Genomic DNA, 20792 nt, shown 5'->3' with positions numbered 1-20792 from the left:
GGGGGTACGGCGTAATTTGACGCCGTTCACTCGTAATTTCTATCGTCAACTTCGGCTTCCACCTCTTCGATATCAGGACTCTGTTCTCGATCCGGTTCGACATCGAGGAGCACGTCACGCAGCTCCTGTAGAATGGTCTCCGCTTCCAGAACGGGTATATCCTGCTCGCGTGCCATAATTCGGGCGTTCATCTGACCCTGAACGTAGTTACGAGCGTACTCGAGTGCGCCTGCAAGCCCGCCTGTGCCGTGACGGTCTATAAACAATCGAAGATTCTCATTCGTTCCACTGCGAGCTAGAGCAACGAACAGCGCCGGCGTAATCTCATAGGTTTCATCTCCGGCTTGGACGTTGAGATCGATGTCTCGGGCCTGATATCGGTGTGGCTGAGTCTCAGTAACGCGCTCAAGGATGCCACTCTCAACCAGGTGCTTCACGTCCTCATAGACAGTGGTGGTCGAACTATCAAGATCTTCAGAGAGCTCCTCGACAGTCGGGGTATCGAGTGTAAGCACTTGAGCGTAGATTTGGGCATACCGCTTATTCACCACGACATCAGATACTGCGAGCATCAAATCGAGGGGATGGGAGTGTCGAGTAGGACTCTCAGACATATATTATATTTTCCGCGGAATCTATAAAATAGTATCATCGTGCTGCTGCAGAGTCAGTCATCCCAAGTGGTCCAATTGCCTCTGAACACCGTGTTGGACACGCTGGGCCTGTTTGTTCGAGAGATCCACTTCCGAGTCGACGGAGATTCCAGGAATGTCGATGAGATCTTCTAACGAATCAGATAGAGTCTGCTGGTCGCCGGGAAGCACTCGGTCAGTTGAATCGGTAGTTTGCTTGTCGTGCTCCTGCATGGCCAGTTGAATCATCATCGACGGCGTCCGGTAGAGCTCGCCGGCTACTTCGATATACTCTTGATAGGAATTCGAAGCCATCGACCCATTGTACTCTTCAAGAAGCGCAATGAGCAACGACAACTGGATATTGAACACGGTTGGGCGAGTTGTCGGACGGGCAATTGTCTGTGCTCGATTCGCCGCCCGTTCGGCGTACTTCTTCGCGATCCCCCAGTACGTGTAACACTCCTGCAGACTGAACGGGAGTTCTTCGAAGTCATACGCGATTGCCCGCGACCGCTGAATTGCCGTTTCGACTGTGACCATCCGGGTATCGATGTCGTCGTAGATCGACCGCCACCACTCGTTGATAGGAGTCCGATTGTTTGCCCGTTCGTGAGCCGCATCAGTGGCCTTTCCGTAGTGGCGGCGGGTGTATCGCTTTCCTGTGTCGGGAAGGACAGTTCCAGAAGCCGGGAAGAATAGAACAGGCCGTGCCCAGAGTGTCTGTGTCCCCCGGAAATCGTAGCCAGTTTGAAAGCCTCCATACACCACTGTTTCCGGAGCTTCGTCTTCGGAGGTGGCAGCTTTGAGACCATCGTCATCCAGTTCTTCCAGATCTTCCTCACCGGCAGAGACGACACGGCGAAGACTTGGACAGACGACGACCATCTTCAACAGTCCACCCCAATCCCGGTAGGAAGCCCATCCGAATACGTCATCTTCTCCCCGTTGCTGGAGGGCGCTGATGATTGGGAGATACGCATCTTGCGGATTGATGATGGTGTATGAGTCGCTGGCGATTTGCCACCGAAATTTGACATCGTAGCCAAGAGCGTGTAACGCTTTTCGTCGCTCGTCGACGATGTCCTGGTGGTCCTGTACGTCCACCACAGGTTCAGCAGCCGACCGTTGTGCTATCGTCTCCAGAGCTGAGCCAGTGCCTCGTTCCAGAGCCTCGATATCCAGCCCCTCGACGGAGCGTATAGCGTCGATATCAACGTCTCCGGAAGTCCCGATAAACTCGTTTGTCGCCCACAGTTCACCAGAAGACGCTGCTGGGAGTGCCTTTACGACATCTTTGAACGTCTGTGGAGTACTCGACCGACACCACATGTTACTCTCGAGTTCATTTGGATAGTCCTGAGAATCGTGTTCAGTGAGACCAGCGAACCGAAGGACAGATTCCTGTTTCAGAAGATCGGCTATCGGTACAGTTGGCGAGTCGTTCTTCTGTGAAGTTGGTTCAGCCGATCCATCGGCGCTCTGTTCACTGGGTGTCACTGCGCTCTGCTGGTCAGAGTGCGAGGGTGAGTTTGCTGACATTGTACTGTTGTATTGTATAAAAGAGAAAGGGAGAGCCGCAAATGGAGCAGACAGCGGAGTGGGAGTGTAATAAGCCTGACTGAGACTTCCCCGGTGTTGACTTAGAGAGAGCGCCAAAGGACTCAGGAGACACTCCAGTCAGGCATCAACCCCACGCCGCCTTGGGGGAAACAAATTGGCAGGTAATGGAAGCGGCCATTGTGCCAATTGAAATGTCAGTATCTGGAAGGTCAGCAGACGACACACACACCTGATTTTGAGTAAGGAATGTAGATTCAGTGGGATAGGGGGTCAGATACTGGTGTCTAGGGAGGTTTTCTTACTCCAAACTAGGTGTGTCTCTCTAGTCTAGCTATTCTAGTAAGTAGTAGTGTAGTAGGTTCAGAAGGTGTAAACCAACAAGCACAGCTCTAACTGCGGTTCTTTCCGACCTCACCTCTCTTCTATTTCTTACTCCAAATTTGGTGTGTGTCTCTGCAACCCCTTACTCAAAATCTGGTGTGTCTCGACTGAGTTTTTCGTAAGACGGGAATCTATATATCAAGACTCTCAGGGCCTATATCCAGATTATTACTCCTAACTCGGTCCCCAAATCTTTATTGCGGTTACAACTGTTTGATTCTGACAATGGATAGCGAAGATGGGTCAGACACTATCCACAGTGTCTTTGAGAATATCGACGAGGGTGGTGGGGGAATCTTTGAACAACGGGAGATACTCCAAATCGACTATGTCCCCAGTGAGAAGCGCATCGTCGGTCGCGATGAACAAATTGAGAAGGTGGCAGAAGAGATCGGGCCAATAGTCGTTGGTCAGCCGCCGAATTCGATCATCATCTACGGGAAAACGGGCTGTGGAAAGTCCCTCGTCGCAAAGCACGTCTCAAAAATCGCTAAAGAAGAAGCGGAGAATCGCGGTGTGAGGCTTGCAACGGGATACGTCAATTGCCAGCAGGCAAAGGGCAACTCCGACGCCCTGAGCAAGTACGGTCGGGCAATCAACCCACCAGAGAGCAGTATGACGTTCCCAGCCCGAGGGATTTCCGAGAATGAGTATTTCGAGCGAGTCTGGTCGGTGCTGAATGATTTTTACGACGCTGCGATCATCATCCTCGATGAAGTTGACAAACTCAATAACGACGACCTGTTGATGGCGCTTTCTCGGGCAGGAGAGGACGGGAGTGTGGATGTTCCGATTGGCGTGATTGCAGTGTCGAACAAAATTAACTACCGGGAGAAGATGAGCGAGCGGACAAAGAGCTCGTTCGGGCACAACGAATTCATCTTTGAGCCCTACGACGCCAGTCAAATCCGGGAAATTCTCCAGAATCGGACTGATGCCTTTGCTGATGGAGTTCTCGACGACGGGGTGATTCCTCGTGCGGCTGCTCTGAGCGCGAAAGAACACGGAGATGCTCGAAAGGCCATGCGACTCCTTCGGTATGCTGGTGACCAAGCGAATAAGGAAAACGCCGACCGGGTGAAGGAATCTCACCTCTCTGATGCACGGGCTTCGGCAGAAGTTGACCGTCTACTCGAACTCATATCGGGGTTGCCTCCTCACAGCAAACATGTCTTGATCGCGCTGGCGAATCTCACGAAAAACCAGCCTGAGCGGGAGTGGTTCCGGACGATGAAGATACGCGAGACGTATCTCGACGTGTGTGAGCAGAGTGGTGCCGATCCGCTATCAGCCGAACGAACACGGCAATTGCTCAACGAACTCTGTTTCCTAGAAATTGCGGGCAGCCGACGGGGGACTGGTGAAGGAAAAGGACATTACAGCCAATACACCCTCCTGTGGGATGCAGATATCGTCCTCTCTCTGGATGCCTGATTCCTCAACTCTGCTCCTTTTGTCTGCTTTTCTCTTCTCTGACCTGCATAATTTGAAAGACAGTATCGACGGCGAGCCGGTCACGATGACTGCGTGTACTACGACACAGAGGCTTTGTTGAAACCCTCAGTAGGTGATAGATTCTGGCTCTGCGCGGTCAATACAGAAAGGAAACGTCCCGCTCAGTACAGAGAATCGATAAAATGACAAATGATGGTGTCAGGAGAAAATACTTACCGCACGCTGTGTTTTAAAACTCATATAATTATAAAAGAGTGAGTTTGCTTTCGTGTATTATTGGGATTTTGCTCATTCTTGTTCCAGTGTTATATCAAGATTTTCTGATGGATATTGGTGTCGCACCAGTGCTTGATCCGATAAGAGCGGTTGGCTTGGGTATTGGCTATCCAATCGGTGTTGGTAGTGCTGCGGTGACTATTGGTATTGCAGTCGCTTGTCACAGGCATATTAATCAACCAGCGACAACTATTTTCCTTGTAAGCGGGGTCACAGGGTCTCTTCTTGGGATTACTGCAATTTTAATCCTATATCCTCTCATGTCCGTTGTCGGTGCCATTCAAATTGGGCTTGCCGGAGCCGCGCCAGGATTCGCATCTGTTCGCGGCGCTGCAACTGAGCAAATTCACCGCAATCTCAGCATGGCACTGGTCATTTGTTTGCTGTCTCCGTTCGCTGTTCGACAGATTTTCCGGGGGGCAACTTACGGTGGTTTGGGTGGATTTATTAGCTATGTGATTGTTATAGCTATTATCGTGTACACTGCTATTCTTTCCTATCCGTTCTTCCAACTTGGACGAAGCGCTCAATAAGCAGTTCTACTGACTGACTGTATCACACGAGAACCCATCTAAAGGATTGGATTTCAACAGAGCCGCCACAGGTAACCTCCAGATCGGGAAAACAGAGATAGTTTAACCAACAGTGGCATAGAGTAGCGCCTCGTGTTGGTTAATCCGCGAGAGAGCTGCACTCACCGATTTCCGCGTGAACCACCGAATATGCGGCTACCTATCGCATCCGTTGCAACAGTCATGTGAAAGCAGGCGTTCTGGTAGACCACAGCAACCACAGATCGGACACTCAGTTAACGATGCCGGCGGCAGAGAATCGCATTCTCGAATGGCCGCCTGGAGATGCACGATTACATCTGGAGATTCCGCCCGCGTCAATGCCTGTACGAGATGCATTCGGAGCCGCTCTCTGGCCGTCATCAGGTCTCGATACGTGGAGCCACCATCGCTGCGACACTACACTCGCCGTCTGCAATTTCGTAGTCTACCAGCATCGGGAATTGGTCTCCGAATGTGAGAGTGACATCCTCAGTCTTGGGAAGCTTTTTGGAGATGTTCTTGATGTAGTCAAGACTGAATAGTGCTCGTCCGTCAGCGGCGTCTAGACTCTCGTATTCGTCAGCAATGAGTCTGAGCGAGACGTCATCGGTATCACCTTCAGCCTCGATGAACACTGTTTCGTCAGCTTCTACGCAGCGGAATCCAATGTGATCGGAGACCATGTCAGCAGCCTTCACCGCTCGCGATATCTGACTCCCCTCAACGGTAAGGTTGATTGGGAGTTCCATCTCTGGAATCTCGGGTTCTTGCCGTATACTATCGGGGTCGATACACGCCATCGTGAACTCGACACCGTCGATGACGATGAGAAGCTTGTACGTGGAAGTGTCGAACGAAACCTGGACGAGATCATCTTTCTTTGCGAGTTTTAGAACGGACTCGAATCGCTCCAGATTGACTCCCAGCAAGCCGTCACTGGACTCGTAGGATTCGAATGCAGCAGCCGACAGTTCTAGATCGTACATCGCGACGTTCGCTGGGTCAACCGCTCTGCTAGTAATGCCGTCCGGTCCAACAGTCAGTTTCGCCTCGTCAACGAGGACTCGCAGCGTTGAGACAAAATTCTTGAGTTCGCCACCCAAGATCGCAGCCTGAAAGCGCTCTGGAGGGCCCGTGAGTACGCTTTCCTCCTCAGTCTCGTCTTTGGCATCAGCTTCGTCGGAAGCCTCCGCTATCGACTCCTCACTGGTGTCTTGCTCGTCGGTCAGGTCGGCTGCTGGCTCACCGTCGATGTCAGCCTCACCATCGACGCCTTCGTTTCTTGTTGCGTCAGTATCGTCTTCTTCAACCGTACCTTCCGGGGCGGCTTCGATTTCCAGATTGTCGATATCGTCTTCGGGCTGTGCGTCTGCTGTGGATTCAGTGTTCGTGCTCATAATCGATTAGTTGCTCTGCGATAGATTCGCAGTGGCGGGAAAATCCAAGGAATGCAGTGGCTCCTTGGTAGCACACTTGCAGGCTTATCTCCCCTCACCGCATCGGGGGTGACAAATCAGCATTGGAGATGTTCTTTTCCAATCGTCCTACGCTACCGCTTGGCTGATTACCGCCGGGTGTGTTAGGTAAGGGTCGTATCGGCGTTGTCGCACAATTTACCCTCCTTTTCGAGCTCCTGAAGCTTCCGCCAGATCGTTCGAATGGTGAGTGCGGAAGTGAAGCCAGCTTCAGCAATGGCCTTTTGAGATGCGCGTTTTCCATCAGTCTCAGCCTGCTGAACGTGATATAATGCGGCGGCTGCAACCCCAGACGGCGGTCGTCCATTCGAAAGTCTGCCGACCGCAGGACAAAGAAGCAGCTCTCGGGCACGTTGTTCAATGTAATTGCCCGCTCCGATTGTCGACGCAATACGTGGGAGGAAATCTTGCGGAAGGGGTGGTGGGATTGCCAATTCCAATTCCCGATTCAGCTGCGTATAGGCGTTATTGATCGCATCACTGTCGACACGGGCGACGTCGGCCACCTCAGTTCTATGCCGGGGTAGCTGTTCCAGTCGGCAGGCCGCGAAGACACTACCACTGGCAATCGCCTCGATGGAGCGACCCTTGAGCAAGTTCGCACCCCACGCTTTCCGATAGATATCCACGGCTTCGTCGAATATCGTGTCTGAGAGGTCCAGAACGCTAATGAGCCGAGCAATCTCGCTAAGCCCATCCCGCAGCGATTTATCCCGTTTTGAGGGGACTTTCGACTGAGCATCCCAGCGACGGAGGCGCGAAAACAGCCGTTGAGTATTCGAATCGAGCGGGTTTCCGGCGCCGTCCCGGTAGTAGCCGATATCGGTCGAGAGGCCTCGGTCGTGGAGCCGAGGAGTGCTTGGAGAGCCAGTCCGTTCGGGCTCACGTCCACTCTCGGTGTAGTTCCACCTCCGGCGACGATCAAGGTCGTCACGGTGGACAACGAGGCCACATCCCTCGCAGTACGTTTCGTTTTGTTGAACGACCAAGTCGTCGCTCTCACACTCAGGACAGCAGCGCTCCGATGGTGTCTGGCGCGAAGATGTTTCTTCCGTAGAGTGTTTTGCGCGGTCTTGGTTCTGTTGTCGACGACCAGTTGCGGGTGAAGATTCTGTGGACATTAAATACGGGACAACAGTTCGTCGGCCCCTATCCCACAGGGGCGCACAAATCAGCGTGAAGCGCTATCTGGCTAAATGAGAGTGGTAGTCACTGATCAGTATCGAGACGTCGAAGCTGATCGCGAAGGAAGGCAGCTACTGCATCAATATCCTGTGTTGGTACTGATGCTTGCTCGAAGACCCCTTTAAACGCATCTTCGAAATCTGGAGAGGTGAGGCGCTCAAGAACGATTTCGATGCGTGCTGCGAGTTTTTCTGGCTCTCCACGGTGAAGATGTCGACCGATTCGTTCAAAATCAGCATCGGCAGCGAGAACAACCAGATCGCGTGTGTCTGCTTTTCGACCACTGTGAAGTTTCAGAGAAAACAGTAACTCTTGTTCCGGAATCCGAGCTGTAATCGGACGAGCAGTGCGCAGTTCTTTCTCTATAGAATGCTCTGCCAGGTGTCGATAAGACCACTCAGCCTCTGTTTGTCGACAGCCCAAAGCATCAACCATCGCATCGAACTGGACTGGATTCCCAACATCTTTTGTGAACCGGACAGTCCGCCCCTCATACAGGTCGTTTCGCTTCACATCGGCGGTGACCTCGTAGTTACGTTCAGTCAGAAGATCGGTATACGCCTCTAGTGCTTGGGCCGGTATGACAACGTCGACATCGGTCGTGAAACGCTGATTAAAGGCTGCAATTGCCCATCCTCCGACTAGAACATATGGGAGTTCAGCCCCAATTACAGCCTCAAGTGTGTCTAACAGCTCCGCTTCACGTTCACCCAGACTCATGATTTCAACCGTGGATCCTCGTGACTAGCGTCGAGATCCCGATCGTATTCTGTAGCGATCATCTCCAAAGCCGGTTCGTAGTTCACACGGTTCTCCATCATATGAGAAATCGTCTCGTCGAGTGAAATAACAGGGTTGCCCTCCACCCACTCAGGTTCGAGCTCGTCAGCAGTGGGAAAGAGGACGTACGAGACCGGCGAATCAAGCACACTTTCATCTAATCGCTCTTCAACTGAGTTGGGGATACCGAACTCATCAAAGAAGGCGATCCACCGCTCGACATCCTGGTCACGAACTTTGAGAAAAATCGGATAATCGTCGTGACCCCGAGCTATCTGATATCCCCCATGAGTCCAGACATAGACGCTATCAATTTTCGTGTAGGCGAACGACATTTCGGCAAAGTGGGGGATAACGTATCCATCGTCTATTGAGGGAGAAACCGACTGCGAGATTGCCGCCATGAGATCGAAATAGCGATCTCTAATAGCGTAGTTCTCGACATAGACACCGCCGTCCCGACGAATGAAGTCCGCGTCGTCTAATCGTTCAATCCAGTCATAGACCCAGGAGTATGAGGCGTCAATCTTCTGGGCGATCCGTCGGATAGAATCCCCCGGACGAATCGCCAACATGATTTTAGCCGCCGTCTCGTCGTTATACTCCATCATCACTAGTTATCGTTATTACAGCTAACAGTATTAGTGTTGCCCCGTGAAAATCACTAAGAGTTATCGGTATAACGATAGCGTTTTCTCAACCATTGACCGGTCTCAGAGACTCAGGGAGATCAGGATCGTACTCATCGTGGAACGCATCGACTACAGATTGCTGCCACTCAATATATCCAGGTTCACAGGGGGTTCTCGTTCCCAGCCCTCGGAGCCGTGCGTAGTCAAGGAGATCGATGCATTCGACCGAAGAAACAGCTCCGCCTGCCCCCGGTGAAACACCAGAAGCACTGTCGAGCGGTGTCTCACGCCAGGCATCGAAGCAACCATCGGTAGATGCGCTGACGACGCACCCATCAGTCGCTCCTGCAAAAAGTTCCGTCGTCACTCGGGCCAAATTGCGATAGTGTCCAAATGGGATGAGGAGAGAATTGCTGTGGTGATTGACAGCGGGCTGGCCTCGGGTGTGAGTTGAATCGCCGTCAACGAGCCACTGTTCGCTGTCATTGATCCAGCCTCCATCTTTGAGATAGTCAAGGACAGCTTCGAGATGTTCGTTCGAATGGTACGTGATGTAGCCGGAGATAGAAGCGTAAAAGCTCATGATAGTGTTTGGAAGCGGTGATGAGTGAGTTTAGGACACGTGATGCTGACAGGCGGGAATAACAATCCCAGAGTGAGAGACTCACCGGCTCTCTTCTCTTCACTGGGAGGGAAGAAACCGGGTGTTTTGAACGGTCTAGTAAGGGAGTTGCGTAAACTGCAAGTCAAAATCGTATTTATATGATTCTGGGTTTTTGTTTACGATTTTGAATCAGTTGTCCTCTCGCCATCGATTAGCACACTTACAGCAGGTCAGCATTCTCGTTGGAGGTTCGTCAATAGAACGCAGCTGGACGAGGCGATAGTGTGCCCGGTCGTGAGTACACTCCGGACACGTCGCACTTGTCGACGGAAGGATGATATCCGGCTCTGAGATAGCTGTCGTTTCGACATCTTCCTGCCGTTCTGCGACACCCACGAGTTCGCTGGCTGCTGTCGACGCTGGCGCGGATTCACTCACGGACTGCAATGCAGTTCCGAACAACGCTTCATCACGAATGAGCGCCCAGAATCGGCGTTTCCCCGGAGGGATCGGAGCCTTGTGTATGGTCTGACCGCCATCGGGAACGACCACCTGTTCGGCATCGGTCTCAGCAGTATCATCGGACTCCCATCCAGCTGATGCAGGCTCAGCATCCGGTGCTGACGTATTCGCGACCACTTCTTGGATAGCAGCGTTGACTGCTTGACTGGAGGCATCATCGTCGACGTCGACGGTGACGACGTTATCCTGAGTCCGCCACCACTCGGGGAGTGGAATCGCGCCACCTTCTTCGTAGATTTCCGTCGCCTTCAGCCACTCACCTGCGTCGACGCCGTTGCCCTCCGACTCATCAAGCCGGTCGGGTGGTGTATGGACAGGACGAGAAACCTTCTCGACACCAGGCGCACCCATAGCCGGGATCGTCTTCGCCGAATGCACTTGATGGGGTTGTTCGATTCCGCGCTTGATGTTGCGCTCTTTGACCGCCTCCCAGTCGACGTCAGCGATATCGCCCCGCGGCGCCGGCCCATCCCCCCGGTCGATGATAGTAATGAGCGTCTCAGAATCCGCCGCTAGCGTCGCTTGGTCGTTGTACTTTCCGACCTTTCCGGCGACGATTCGGACGAGGTCGCCTTCGTGGAGGATGACATCCTGCCCTGAGCGGGTCCAGATAGTGAACTTGATTGTCCCCGTGTCGTCTTTGATGATGCCGACCTGCTGTTGGGACGACGATTTTGGCTGCCAGAGTGTCGTGACCTCGCCCTGGATGTCGGCCTCAACGTTGTACTTCGATGGGATTACAGGGACCGTCGCGATGGGCTGAATAACGCCTGCCTCCTGGAAGCACTCATCCTGAAGGTTCGACATCGCTGTGTAGAGTGACTGCCCACCGAGAACCTTGCCCGCAAGGCGGTGTTCAAGGGCCTCAAGTGTTGGGCCAGTGAGCAACCGATCAGACAGTTTCGCGGCCGTCTCGCGAACGGTAGCTGCCGTCCCGCCGTCGAGGCGTTCAAACGGATCGTAGCGAGTGAGTCCAGCGCCGAGCACGCGGTCCAGGTAGTCCTCCCGACGATTGCGCTGCTCATCGAGGAGTTCATCCCGTCGACGAGCCTCTCGGTCGATACCGATTACAGCTGCAGCTAAGGCTTTCTCACGCTGGCGTTTGCGTTCGGATCGAAGCCCATGCAGGCGCTCTTGCGCTTCCAGTGGGAGGCCAGTGAGATCCTCGTCGGCCAGATCTATCGGGTCGATATCCGTAGCGACGCTCGTTCGGAGGCTAGCGTTCACCCAGTGGGCGTCGAGTTCTACCTGACCGGTGCCTTCGATTGGCTCCCCGAATTCATCGTATTCGGGCTCGGAACGAGCGGCGAGCAACAGTTCGCCGGCGTTCTCCAAGCGAGTCCCCAAGCAGTCACTCTGCAGATGCGGGCTCGCATAGAGGCCGCGCATATCTAATTCGTCGAAGCGGCTACCCTGTTCGATCTCTGCGTTCGTCAGTCGGTTCTGTCCACGCTGTCTGTAGTTGGCTCTCATTGCTTGGAACACCACGTGAGGATGAAGGCCACGATGTCACTATCGCCTCCTCTCGAACTCCCTCAGCCCCCTTTGGGGGCAAATACTGGCGGACAGGTTGGCTGTGAAGAGGACGGCTAGCTGAGTGAGTACTGTTCGCCTGTCAACTAGTCGTGACGGCAAAATCATACTCGCAATAATCAAACTCCAGAGTATGATACTTTAGAGTATCATTCTTGACTCGGGAACATCTCGACGATGGAATAGTGCATTTACACATCTGCTTGCCTCTGGAGCCGTGATACGCCGTCCGGATCAAAACCACCTACACCGCTATGGTTATATCCACGCTCAGCGTACAGAGAATTGGACCTTGAACGGTCCCACATGATCTAGGAAGGCGAACCTCGCCTTTCCTTTCGATACTTCTGAGCCGCTGCTGAGATGCGAGATTGGCCTATAGCTACAGTCACTATTGCCCCGCCCAGAAGCCGAAGCCAGACTCCACAGCCAATGTGTGGATTTTGTGTGGCTATCCTTCAAGAATCGCCAGATGGCTCTCTAATCATCAGCTACAGTTATACTCAGTTCAAGCGTTGTAGAGACCGGAAAGCATCGGCTTGCTTTCTTAGATCATGTGCAGCGACAGCAACAGCGATCGCTCCAACGAGGACGATCACAAGAAGAGCGGTAGTACCGACACCCACCATGGCGACGTTCCCCAGTCCCCGTATGTCCGACGCTACATGGGCCTCGATGCGGTCGAGGCTCGCAGTGACGACATTCCTTCAGACTGGGACGTGGCTGGGCAAGAAAGCGCAACGCTCTCCGAGAGCGACTGCTACGGATGGTTCGATGGGCAACCCATGGTACCCTCTCGTAGCGACGAACGGAGGGCAGAGATCAACGTGATTGGCAGCGCACCCGATGCACTGTCCGAACCTGACTCTGTTCCGCCGAGCAGTGCGCTCATCCTGAAAGGCGCAGACAAACTCACCGATCCGACTGGCGACCAGTTAGTTGGTGTGTCCTCTGGCCTCGATGAATCTTACCCCAGTGGTTCCGCTGATACCACGACTCCGACGGACCAGAAGCTCGTCCCGTGGAATCAACTCGATTTCCGGACGCTTCGACTCCGTTCGCGTGACTACATCCCGAAAGCCGAGCAGACGCCTGCGTCTGCTTTGGGGATAGAACCGACCGACCTCGAAGTATCACTCCCGGATGGTTCGACGCTCCCACTCGGAGCAATCGTTCCAAACCCGGAGCAGTACTCGCGGTCCTCGATTCCCGGTATCGAACGCCGACTTGCACTCGATTACGAGCTCAAGAAGGTGACCAACGGAATCGACCAACACGGTCAGACGTCTGGCGTTGCTGCTGTACTCGATGCACACACTGATGCCTTAGCGATCTATCGCGAAGAGCAGAACAGCATCGTCCCACAGCGACGTAGCGAGCGATTCGAACAATCGATTCAGGAACAGTCAGACCCGCTTCGAGAACTCGAAGCAAATCATCCTGAGAGTGTGCCTGAAGTCTTGGCTGAAGCCAAGCGCTTCTACACAGACTTCCCGCATGCTCACGAAATTCGAACGAAGACGCCTGTCCAGATGGCATCCGTCTTAGCACGCTGCGTGTTAGATGGACGGGATCTTTCATCTGCAGTCCTGAGCCAGTCAGAACTGGAGAAACACGATCCTCGGAACGTCCTGAAGATCGGCAACATCCAGTACACCAATACCTACTCTACGAGGGGGTATGTCTCCACTCAGGGACGAGTGAAGCGAGTGTATTATCCGGATAATCCGAAGATCAAGTTTGGATTTATTCTGGAGGATGATTCCGGCTTCGCGTACGTTGCAGTCTGGAAACCCAGCGAACGAGTCATCACCCGTTCGACTTCGGATCCAGACGATGCCGACGGCGAGGTGATTGTGTCTGAGAGCATCTTTGTGGAACCGAACGAAGGCGATTTGGTTCGTCTCACGGACTTCCGCAAAGGCGAATTCAACGACCAGCCCTCGCTGAATTCTCGATGGGATAGCGACATTCGCATCCTCGAGAAAGCCGCGCGAACGTCGACGAGGCGACCGCCAACGCAACACCGCCCTACGCCTCCGACCCACAAGCGCAGCAACGCTGCCAGTGAAGACGAGTCTACGGGCGAATCTGCGAACGCAATGGCGAGATATGTTGGCGATACCTCGACTGAATGGCCCGATTCGGACTGGCTGAATTGGATCATGTCTGCCGAGATCGCTACCGTCACCCGTCAATCGACGATAGCGCAGCCCAACACCAGTGAGACTATCTCCAACGGAGCGGATGAGCAGACTGATACCCACCTATCTTCGGATAGTGCATGGGATTCCTCAGCCTGCTGGGTGTGCCAACAGCAATCCGGCTCGATGTCCTACGACAGCGGTGTCCGGGCGTTCTATCACCCAATCTGCCTCGACCGTGCTGGTGTCGACAGCTGCTCTGAGTACGAAGAACTCCGGTCCCAGGAGGTTCACCACTGAACACCACTGGAACCGTCGTTTGGATCTCAAGGTACGTCTCTCACACCAACGAGAGTGCTGCAACTGTCCAACAGAACTGTAACGACCACTAACACCCCCGAGTTCAGCGACGAACTCAGATCTCTATTCTTCCCTTCGATGGCTCATGAGCGGGAGTGTGCTCTTGTCTTAACCAACAATTCGGTTCTTTACCCACCCAGTGTTGGTTAATGCGTTGTAAGAAATGCGCCCATTGAGTTCTTGAGTCAGTCGAATTGCGAGATTGATATCTCCCGCGCGCTAAAGCGCGAGGATTCCTCCATCAGGGGTTCTGCTACCGACCCACAGAGGCAATTTGCGGGCTCGTACGCACTTCTTTGGGACTCCACACAGGCCATCGACGGTATGAATCGCTCGGTAGCAAGGAGTTCTCAAGATGGGAGCGGATTCACCGCTGCGGCAACAATTGAAGATCGCTATCGATTGGATGGACCCAACCATATCGATAAGAATCAGGCACCGTTGCAACTGTTGTAACTCTGGAGTCATTATATCAATCCCCGCTAAAGAGTGCATTGCGGAGAAAGCCTGAATCGAACCCCTGCAATGCACCGCTTGCGGGTGAGATAGCCCTCCATAGTCAGCCCACCAAATTACCCCTCGTCGATAACGGGACAGGGGTCATGGCCCTCCAATGTGTCAGCCCTCCTGCTGGCGCTCGTTAGATACCCCCCCCAATAATGATCCATAGCCAGATTTTGAAGAGTAGCACAGTTTCAACAGCCAACGAAGCACCCGATGTGCCTAGCTGTGGGAAGACGAATACTCCAGATAACAGTTCACCATGAGCACGGATGTAGCGCAGTCAGAAGACTGGTATCAAGTACGACTCACGCTGCCGTGGGTCGTGCCAGGGGCACCAGGCGTCCAAGATACAATCAATATCGCCGTTGCGGAGGTAGGCCGTCGAGCAGACGCCTCGGCGGTTCGCTCTGCCGATATATCGGTCCAGGACGTTGCTTGCCCAAACTGTGAATGGGAGATGGAAGCAGTGCTTTGCACACACGGCTACGCCATGGTCGTTCTGGACATTACAGTGGAAATAGAGGCCAGCTCAGTAGATGAAAGCACGACCTTGGTCAAACGCGAACTCGGCTCTCGGATGAAAGATATCCCACTAACAGTCGTCGACTCGATCCCCGTCGACGACATCGAGGATTCATCTGTCTCGTTTGCTGAACTCGGTCTTCCAGCAGAGAATCATCAGGGGGCTACAGATCGTTCGAGTTCCAGAAACACCAACAAATCTGGAGATAACAAGACATTGTCTTGAAATAGTATCAAAAATATTGAAGACAGTGTATATCAGGCTCTTAGTTTTTCTTACTGCACCCCCTACTAATGTTCGTGCCCTCCTTACCCTCCTAATCAAGTAAGGGCACACGCACCCTCCTACTTAGGCTGATATTCGCTATTATAATCTGGACGATAAGTGCAGCAGCACCACCTATCTAACATGTCGGTCAGGTATCCCACCACACTAATATAGTTATTTAAATACTCACTTTACATAGAGCAGGAATCAGCGCCTCCACGTATACAATTCACGCTGAATGTTACATCAGCGGCCTCTCACTCAGTATACGTATACCGAGTATAAAAACAACTATACCAATAGAGGGGAGACATTGGACTACTGAAATGGCTGAGAAGGACCTACCCGACAGTGCACCGGGAAAGTACGTCCCCTATCACCCAAATCCGTACTATTCACCTGAGCCGTTGCCGGTAGAGCCAAAGCTCGAAATTTCTGCACAGGTGCATGATCTAGTTTCTGAAGCAGCGTATCAAATCGGTCGTGTCGACGGAATTAGCTCAACGGTCGATTTCGCTGCAGTTCTCTACACTTCTCTTATCCGTATCGAAGCGGTCGAATCAGCACGTATCGAAGGCGCCGATGTCGAGTACCAGGACGTCGAAGCATATCACACCCAGAATCCCTCGGGGGACGAAGACGCGACAGTCGAGAAAGACCTGAAAGAGGCCCTCAACTACGAAGCCGCGCTGACGTATGGACTCGACCGGATCGAAAGCGGGGAGGAAATAACGCTCTCGCTGATCAAAAAACTCCATTCAATGCTTCTCGAAGACGTCCGCAATGATGGCGACGTGGTCGGAGATTTCCGCGACCACATGGTCCATCTGACGAGCCCCAGACCCGGAAAGCGTCCGTTTGTCCCACCGACACCGGAAGGACTCACCCCGCTGATGCAGTCGCTTGAATCCTATATCCAGATGGGCGGCCAATATCACCCACTCGTCGATGCCGCCATCATCCACTATTACTTCGAGACAGTCCATCCATTTTCAGATGGGAATGGACGGCTTGGACGCCTCCTGATCATCCTTTACCTTGCGAAGAACGGCTACCTCGAGAGTCCATACATCTACCCCAGCGCGTACTTCAACCGGAATAAAATCGAATACGTTGAGCGAATGCGTGCTGTGAGTGAAGAAGGCGCGTGGGAGGAGTGGCTGACGTTCTTCCTCGAAGGGCTCAGAAGCCAAGCCGAGACATCCTACGAACGGACACAGCAGCTGAGAGAACTACAAGAGCGCTACGAAAAGGAATACTCCGGCAACACGAATACGGACAAGTTTGCCCAACAGTTGCTTCAGTACCCGTATTTTACGGCTCCAGATCTGGTGGACTACCTCGATGTCTCACGCCGCACTGCCTACAAGATCGTGGATGACCTCGAAGCAGACGGGCTCCTTGAAGAGGTAACCGGGAAAGAGCGCGGGAAAGAGTACAAAGCGGTCGAAGTCTTCGATATTCTCAGCTGAGCAGCGGCACGGAACGGTTGTTGAATTCCTTTACAGGCGTAATTCCGTTTGAAGACCTGTTCAGAAGGTGGGGACCGTATCAATAGCCTCTCTAATTCAATCCAGATATCCCAATTGGGTTAGATTTTCGATGATTTCTTCGTCAGAAACTGTCTCATTGATGGCTTCGTCAAGGTCATCATGCTTCTGTCGCAATACGTTGAGAAGTTGCCGTGCGCTTCTGATTTTATAGATAGTTTCCGAATCGGTCACATCGTCTTGAACACTCTCAAGCAACTCCTCTATAGTATCAAGAGTGGCTCTCGGCATGGTCAGTCATGTTCGTTTATATGATTGTCTCGGATAAAACCTATGAGTTTCTTCTATCTAAAATCAAGCCAGCAATTCTTAGGGAGGCTCTATTGAACAAACCAGAGTTGAGGTGGCACCCGATACACTCATTGCACAGATCGATTCTCGTAGGCAGCCTCAACCCACTTGGATATCTCTACTAAGCAAGAACAACCAGAACGAGGGCTCCTACTGAGCTGGTGTCTCCGGAACGTCCATCTCGGCTACCAGTTCGTCGACAGCGTCCTCAACCGCCGCCTCGACGTCGTCCGTATTCCCCTCGTAGACAGCCAACACAGCGTCTGCTTCCTCCGTCTCACCGCTTTCCAGTGCGTCCAGTCTATCCTGCGTAGCGTCCAGCGTCTCTGCTACCCACGAGTCCCGAACCGCTTCGTCCACCACCGAAATGTGTTCCGGCTGGAGCGAGACGTTGATTCCGTAATCCGTTTCGTAGCTGTGTATCTTCCCGATTACAGCCACATAGCAGGGTGTCTCGGTCGAAGAGAGGACCTGCATCGCCTCCGGCTGGTACTCACCAGCGTAGACACTGACCGATTCAGAAGCCGCCATGACCGTCCCGCGCCAGTACTCTGAGTCCGTCCCGACATCCTTCGTCTCCATGAGCGTTCCAACGACGAAGACCCGGTTGGCTGCTTCACCGGAGGGGAGCAGTGATAAGTTCGGCGCTCGGTCCTCCTCACCGTCTTCGGGACGGGTGAAGGAGTGCGTCGCCTGATTCAGGTCCTGTGCAAAGACACGCTTGGCCGGTTGGCGCTGCGTTCGTGCCGGATCGAGGGCACCGTCTTCCAGACCAGGCTGTTCACTGGAGTAGACTGTCTGGGCCACATCGTCGACGAGGAAGTAGTCGCCGATGACGGGACCACTGACCTCGAAGGTTCGGCCGATGAGTTGGTCTCGGAAGGCGTTGAGTACGACAGTGGGATCCACTGTTTCCATCGCCATCTCGATAGCTTCCTCCAGGCTCATGCCAGTGACCGCTTCGGTCATTTCGTCGTTGAACAGCGCCCGGACTGCCGACTGACCATCGTCGAGAATCGCCTTGATACGAAGGTCGAACTCACCATCGACCTCACCGTGTTCAGCACAGCGGCCGTTCGTCACCAGTCGACTGCAGTTCTCCTCCGGGCAGCGCTTGATGAGCCCAGAGCCATCCTCGATGGCGACGAGCGTCCCGGTGGCACTCACAGAGCCGTCGGCCGGGATGACTTCCTGTTCGGCCTCTACGACGCTACTGGCTTTGTTCAGCGAGATACTGAATTTGCCCTCGTACTCGTTGGTGATGACCGACGAGAAGTCGTAGGTCACACCTTCTTCGAGAGTCGGGAGCTCGTCGGTGTTCTTCGCCCACTTGACGAACTTCATCTGGGCACTCTCGTCTGCCACGAGGCCGACCTGAGCCATGGAGTCGTGCGTTACATCCCAGAGGTCGACGACCTGTGCTCGAACGTCCACCCACTCTTCGTCGCCGAGGTCCGCTATCTCACTGAGGAGCGTTCGGTCGAAGTCCTCTGACCGATCGCCACCGGAACTGTAGCCCGCCAGAGCCGCGAGGTCCTCGGAGACGTCGTCGTCCGAAAGGTCGAACTCATCGATGAGCTTGCGAACGACCGCCACCTGTGCGTCGTCGACAGGCACCTTGAACGCGGTCATCGACTCCATCTGCTCTTCGACCGATGCCGGCGACATGTCGACACCGATTGTCTCGAATTCGCCGCTGATGTTTGCCGCACGGGACGCTACGTCGGAGTTGGTGTTGACACTCATGGTCGTCTCTCTGAGGGGATTCACGGGGTGGACCGGCACGAGATGCGAGACCGCGATAGTCGTGACATCACAACTATCTCTCGGACCTGCTCCGCCCCACATCCCCTCAGCCCCCTTTGGGGGCTAATACGCGGGAAATGCGAAGCGGGTTTCTGAGAAATTACTCACTGCCCTCACAGCCGAAATCGGGAGGAGAACGCTGACTCGCCCCGGTTGGAAGCGAGCAACGATGGAATCAATCGGTGGACGGGTGTGATTCGCTACACCCCTGACCCCCTCAGTCCCCTTTTGCGGCAAATACCCGAGAAGAGCGAAGCGGCTAGCTGGGAAAAGTTCTCACCGACCCTAACAGAGGGTACTACGATCACTCCCAGAATGACTGAATACGCTCATCTGACTCCGACAGAATCTCAGAAATAACTGCACGCCAGTCGCTTTCGAAGTTCATGTTCTGACCGGGCGTCGTTGCGTCAGGCGGCGGATGAAAATGCTCCCGGTCGTTGTGGCTGTTCGGATGACGGTCCCATCTGCACTCCCACGAGTTTCCGTCCCGATACTGCTCGGAGTAGTGAATGTTGAAATCATCCGTTTTGAACCACCGGATGCGAAGATGTGCACGCTCTATGGCGGCGGGGAAATATCCGAGATCGTACTCGGCGACGACTGCGTTCGGGGCATACTCAGGGCGGTATTCGACAGTTGCAAAACGAGCACTCCCACGAAGACGTCGTCCGATCCGTTCTAAGACATCGCTATCGATGCCACCAACACCGTCTGTATCCCGCTCAGGCATCGATTGTCTCAGTATGCCCGCCAGACGTATCCTCGCGGCGAGCAGCATCCAACAGCGCTGCTCTCTCTTCGAGGGTCTTCCAGTTTGATACCGCTTCCCAGATGTCCTCTACTGACCCTTCATAGCTCTCCTCGACAAGAGAGACATCGTCGGGAGAGTCGACTTCGAAGCGTTCTCGATACTCCGTGGCCGCATCAAGCGTCTCTTTGAGACGTGCCACAATCTCTGTCTCTGAGTACCGTTGGCGAATCTGCTCGATTCTGCGCCACTTCAGATAGGAGTTGTTTCGCTCATATCGTACAGGCCGTCCGGACAGCTCACGCACCATCCCCATCTCAGCAAACCACTGGAGATAGTCACGGGCTGTCTCTGTGTCACAGTCTGCTCGCGTCGCGATGGTAGACACCTTCGTTGGCTCCCGTAGCTGCATGATGACATCCAGCATCCGCTCTCTGGTCGGTCCTTCCTTCAGTACCTCGTCAGGAGACTCCCACGCATCGAAGTCAGGGGCTTCTTCATCGTCTCCCGGTATATCCTGAGGGGTATCGGTCAAATCCATATTCGAGGTCACTTACAAGGACTAACGCATTTCTCTGTGAAATAACTACTGTTAACTGGATTATTTCAGTTTAGGTCTCAAGGCTCTGTCCACACGCGACGAGACAAATCGCACGTTGCTGGATTCCTGACAATGACCTATTCGCGGTTTTCAATCTGTCAGTACAGTCCTTCTACTGTCTGATGGCGAGAAAATAGGGGAACTGCTATATTATATTATAGCTTAAGACTCGTATGAGCAACAATCCCATCAAAGAATGCGTTGCTTGCGGCCGAATTTATAATTCGAAGGTCACAGAACAGCACTGCCCGTATTGCCGGACATCAAATTAAGATATTGGGCTCTGTAGTTTCGGTACACTGCGCTGGATTTCACGGATATCGGACGCTCCGGCGAAGGTTGTAGACGGTGGCTTTGAGGATGATTTCACGGAATTCGAGCCACCAGCTTCGCGCACGCACGG

15 protein-coding genes and 1 pseudogene are annotated in these 20792 nt (G+C 53.5%); 5 read left to right on the top strand and 11 right to left on the bottom strand.

Going from position 1 to position 20792, the window contains the following annotated elements:
- Positions 1 to 26: 26 nt before the first annotated feature.
- Both NDI56_RS21480 and NDI56_RS21475 read right to left on the bottom strand, forming a co-directional pair.
- Positions 27 to 614 carry a DUF7437 domain-containing protein gene (locus NDI56_RS21480; RefSeq protein WP_310921803.1) on the bottom strand — a complete coding sequence of 196 codons (588 nt, stop codon included), beginning with the start codon at positions 612 to 614 and terminating at the stop codon, positions 27 to 29.
- A gap of 57 nt (positions 615 to 671) precedes the next feature.
- Positions 672 to 2174, bottom strand: coding sequence for a hypothetical protein (locus tag NDI56_RS21475; RefSeq protein WP_310921801.1), 1503 nt, complete (start codon positions 2172 to 2174; stop codon positions 672 to 674).
- Between the two features lie 627 nt (positions 2175 to 2801).
- On the opposite strand from NDI56_RS21475, the gene NDI56_RS21470 reads away from it, so the two are divergent.
- Complete coding sequence (locus tag NDI56_RS21470; RefSeq protein ID WP_310921800.1) at positions 2802 to 4010, top strand: orc1/cdc6 family replication initiation protein; 1209 nt, start codon at positions 2802 to 2804, stop codon at positions 4008 to 4010.
- A gap of 275 nt (positions 4011 to 4285) precedes the next feature.
- Positions 4286 to 4840 carry a hypothetical protein gene (locus NDI56_RS21465; RefSeq protein ID WP_310921799.1) on the top strand — a complete coding sequence of 185 codons (555 nt, stop codon included), beginning with the start codon at positions 4286 to 4288 and terminating at the stop codon, positions 4838 to 4840.
- Between the two features lie 401 nt (positions 4841 to 5241).
- Here NDI56_RS21465 and NDI56_RS21460 read toward each other — a convergent pair whose 3' ends face one another.
- The 5 genes from NDI56_RS21460 to NDI56_RS21440 form a co-directional block, all read right to left on the bottom strand.
- On the bottom strand, positions 5242 to 6258 hold the full coding sequence (locus NDI56_RS21460) for a DNA polymerase sliding clamp (protein WP_310921798.1): 1017 nt from the start codon (positions 6256 to 6258) through the stop codon (positions 5242 to 5244).
- Positions 6259 to 6440: 182 nt separating this feature from the next.
- Positions 6441 to 7457: a transcription initiation factor IIB gene (locus tag NDI56_RS21455; RefSeq protein ID WP_310921797.1), complete on the bottom strand. Its 1017-nt coding sequence runs from the start codon at positions 7455 to 7457 to the stop codon at positions 6441 to 6443.
- Between the two features lie 88 nt (positions 7458 to 7545).
- Entirely contained in the window at positions 7546 to 8241 is a 696-nt protein-coding gene (locus NDI56_RS21450) for a hypothetical protein (protein WP_220589709.1), read from the bottom strand.
- On the bottom strand, positions 8238 to 8909 hold the full coding sequence (locus tag NDI56_RS21445) for a helix-turn-helix domain-containing protein (protein ID WP_310921796.1): 672 nt from the start codon (positions 8907 to 8909) through the stop codon (positions 8238 to 8240). The genes NDI56_RS21450 and NDI56_RS21445 overlap by 4 nt, the downstream gene beginning before the upstream one ends.
- Positions 8910 to 9726: 817 nt before the next feature.
- A complete protein-coding gene (locus NDI56_RS21440) occupies positions 9727 to 11532 on the bottom strand; it encodes a hypothetical protein (protein WP_310921795.1) in 1806 nt (601 codons plus the stop codon).
- Between the two features lie 725 nt (positions 11533 to 12257).
- Between NDI56_RS21440 and NDI56_RS21435 the strand changes: the two genes are divergently transcribed.
- The 3 genes from NDI56_RS21435 to NDI56_RS21425 all read left to right on the top strand — a co-directional run bounded on the left by NDI56_RS21435 (position 12258) and on the right by NDI56_RS21425 (position 16862).
- Positions 12258 to 14036, top strand: coding sequence for a hypothetical protein (locus NDI56_RS21435; protein WP_310921794.1), 1779 nt, complete (start codon positions 12258 to 12260; stop codon positions 14034 to 14036).
- Between the two features lie 823 nt (positions 14037 to 14859).
- Entirely contained in the window at positions 14860 to 15348 is a 489-nt protein-coding gene (locus NDI56_RS21430; RefSeq protein WP_236044534.1) for a DUF555 domain-containing protein, read from the top strand.
- 368 nt (positions 15349 to 15716) lie between these two features.
- Positions 15717 to 16862 carry a Fic family protein gene (locus NDI56_RS21425; RefSeq protein WP_220599935.1) on the top strand — a complete coding sequence of 382 codons (1146 nt, stop codon included), beginning with the start codon at positions 15717 to 15719 and terminating at the stop codon, positions 16860 to 16862.
- A gap of 519 nt (positions 16863 to 17381) precedes the next feature.
- On the opposite strand, the gene NDI56_RS21420 is transcribed toward NDI56_RS21425, so the two are convergent.
- The 4 genes and pseudogenes from NDI56_RS21420 to NDI56_RS21405 form a co-directional block, all read right to left on the bottom strand.
- Positions 17382 to 18977: a hypothetical protein gene (locus tag NDI56_RS21420; RefSeq protein ID WP_310921793.1), complete on the bottom strand. Its 1596-nt coding sequence runs from the start codon at positions 18975 to 18977 to the stop codon at positions 17382 to 17384.
- A gap of 364 nt (positions 18978 to 19341) precedes the next feature.
- Positions 19342 to 19770: a toxin-antitoxin system TumE family protein gene (locus tag NDI56_RS21415; RefSeq protein ID WP_310921792.1), complete on the bottom strand. Its 429-nt coding sequence runs from the start codon at positions 19768 to 19770 to the stop codon at positions 19342 to 19344.
- The gene (locus NDI56_RS21410; RefSeq protein ID WP_417936060.1) at positions 19763 to 20329 is read right to left on the bottom strand and encodes a DUF7342 family protein; all 567 of its coding nucleotides are present in this window, start codon (positions 20327 to 20329) and stop codon (positions 19763 to 19765) included. Before NDI56_RS21410 ends, NDI56_RS21415 begins: the two co-directional genes overlap by 8 nt.
- 371 nt (positions 20330 to 20700) lie before the next feature.
- Positions 20701 to 20792 (bottom strand): annotated as a pseudogene (locus NDI56_RS21405) (IS5/IS1182 family transposase); the annotation flags it as partial.

Origin of the sequence: Halomicroarcula saliterrae (genome assembly GCF_031624395.1) — an archaeon.
Classification (GTDB): domain Archaea; phylum Halobacteriota; class Halobacteria; order Halobacteriales; family Haloarculaceae; genus Haloarcula; species Haloarcula saliterrae.
Note: the sequence above shows the minus strand (reverse complement) of the source record. Positions and strands in the feature narration are given on the sequence as shown.

Excerpts from the sequence above, each read along its gene's own strand:
- NDI56_RS21480 (WP_310921803.1), bottom strand. The coding sequence starts at position 614 with ATGTCTGAGAGTCCTACTCGACACTCCCATCCCCTCGATTTGATGCTC.
- NDI56_RS21475 (WP_310921801.1), bottom strand. The coding sequence starts at position 2,174 with ATGTCAGCAAACTCACCCTCGCACTCTGACCAGCAGAGCGCAGTGACA.
- NDI56_RS21470 (WP_310921800.1), top strand. The coding sequence starts at position 2,802 with ATGGATAGCGAAGATGGGTCAGACACTATCCACAGTGTCTTTGAGAAT.
- NDI56_RS21460 (WP_310921798.1), bottom strand. The coding sequence starts at position 6,258 with ATGAGCACGAACACTGAATCCACAGCAGACGCACAGCCCGAAGACGAT.
- NDI56_RS21455 (WP_310921797.1), bottom strand. The coding sequence starts at position 7,457 with ATGTCCACAGAATCTTCACCCGCAACTGGTCGTCGACAACAGAACCAA.
- NDI56_RS21450 (WP_220589709.1), bottom strand. The coding sequence starts at position 8,241 with ATGAGTCTGGGTGAACGTGAAGCGGAGCTGTTAGACACACTTGAGGCT.
- NDI56_RS21445 (WP_310921796.1), bottom strand. The coding sequence starts at position 8,909 with ATGGAGTATAACGACGAGACGGCGGCTAAAATCATGTTGGCGATTCGT.
- NDI56_RS21440 (WP_310921795.1), bottom strand. The coding sequence starts at position 11,532 with ATGAGAGCCAACTACAGACAGCGTGGACAGAACCGACTGACGAACGCA.
- NDI56_RS21435 (WP_310921794.1), top strand. The coding sequence starts at position 12,258 with ATGGGCCTCGATGCGGTCGAGGCTCGCAGTGACGACATTCCTTCAGAC.
- NDI56_RS21430 (WP_236044534.1), top strand. The coding sequence starts at position 14,860 with ATGAGCACGGATGTAGCGCAGTCAGAAGACTGGTATCAAGTACGACTC.
- NDI56_RS21425 (WP_220599935.1), top strand. The coding sequence starts at position 15,717 with ATGGCTGAGAAGGACCTACCCGACAGTGCACCGGGAAAGTACGTCCCC.
- NDI56_RS21420 (WP_310921793.1), bottom strand. The coding sequence starts at position 18,977 with ATGAGTGTCAACACCAACTCCGACGTAGCGTCCCGTGCGGCAAACATC.
- NDI56_RS21415 (WP_310921792.1), bottom strand. The coding sequence starts at position 19,770 with ATGCCTGAGCGGGATACAGACGGTGTTGGTGGCATCGATAGCGATGTC.
- NDI56_RS21410 (WP_417936060.1), bottom strand. The coding sequence starts at position 20,329 with ATGGATTTGACCGATACCCCTCAGGATATACCGGGAGACGATGAAGAA.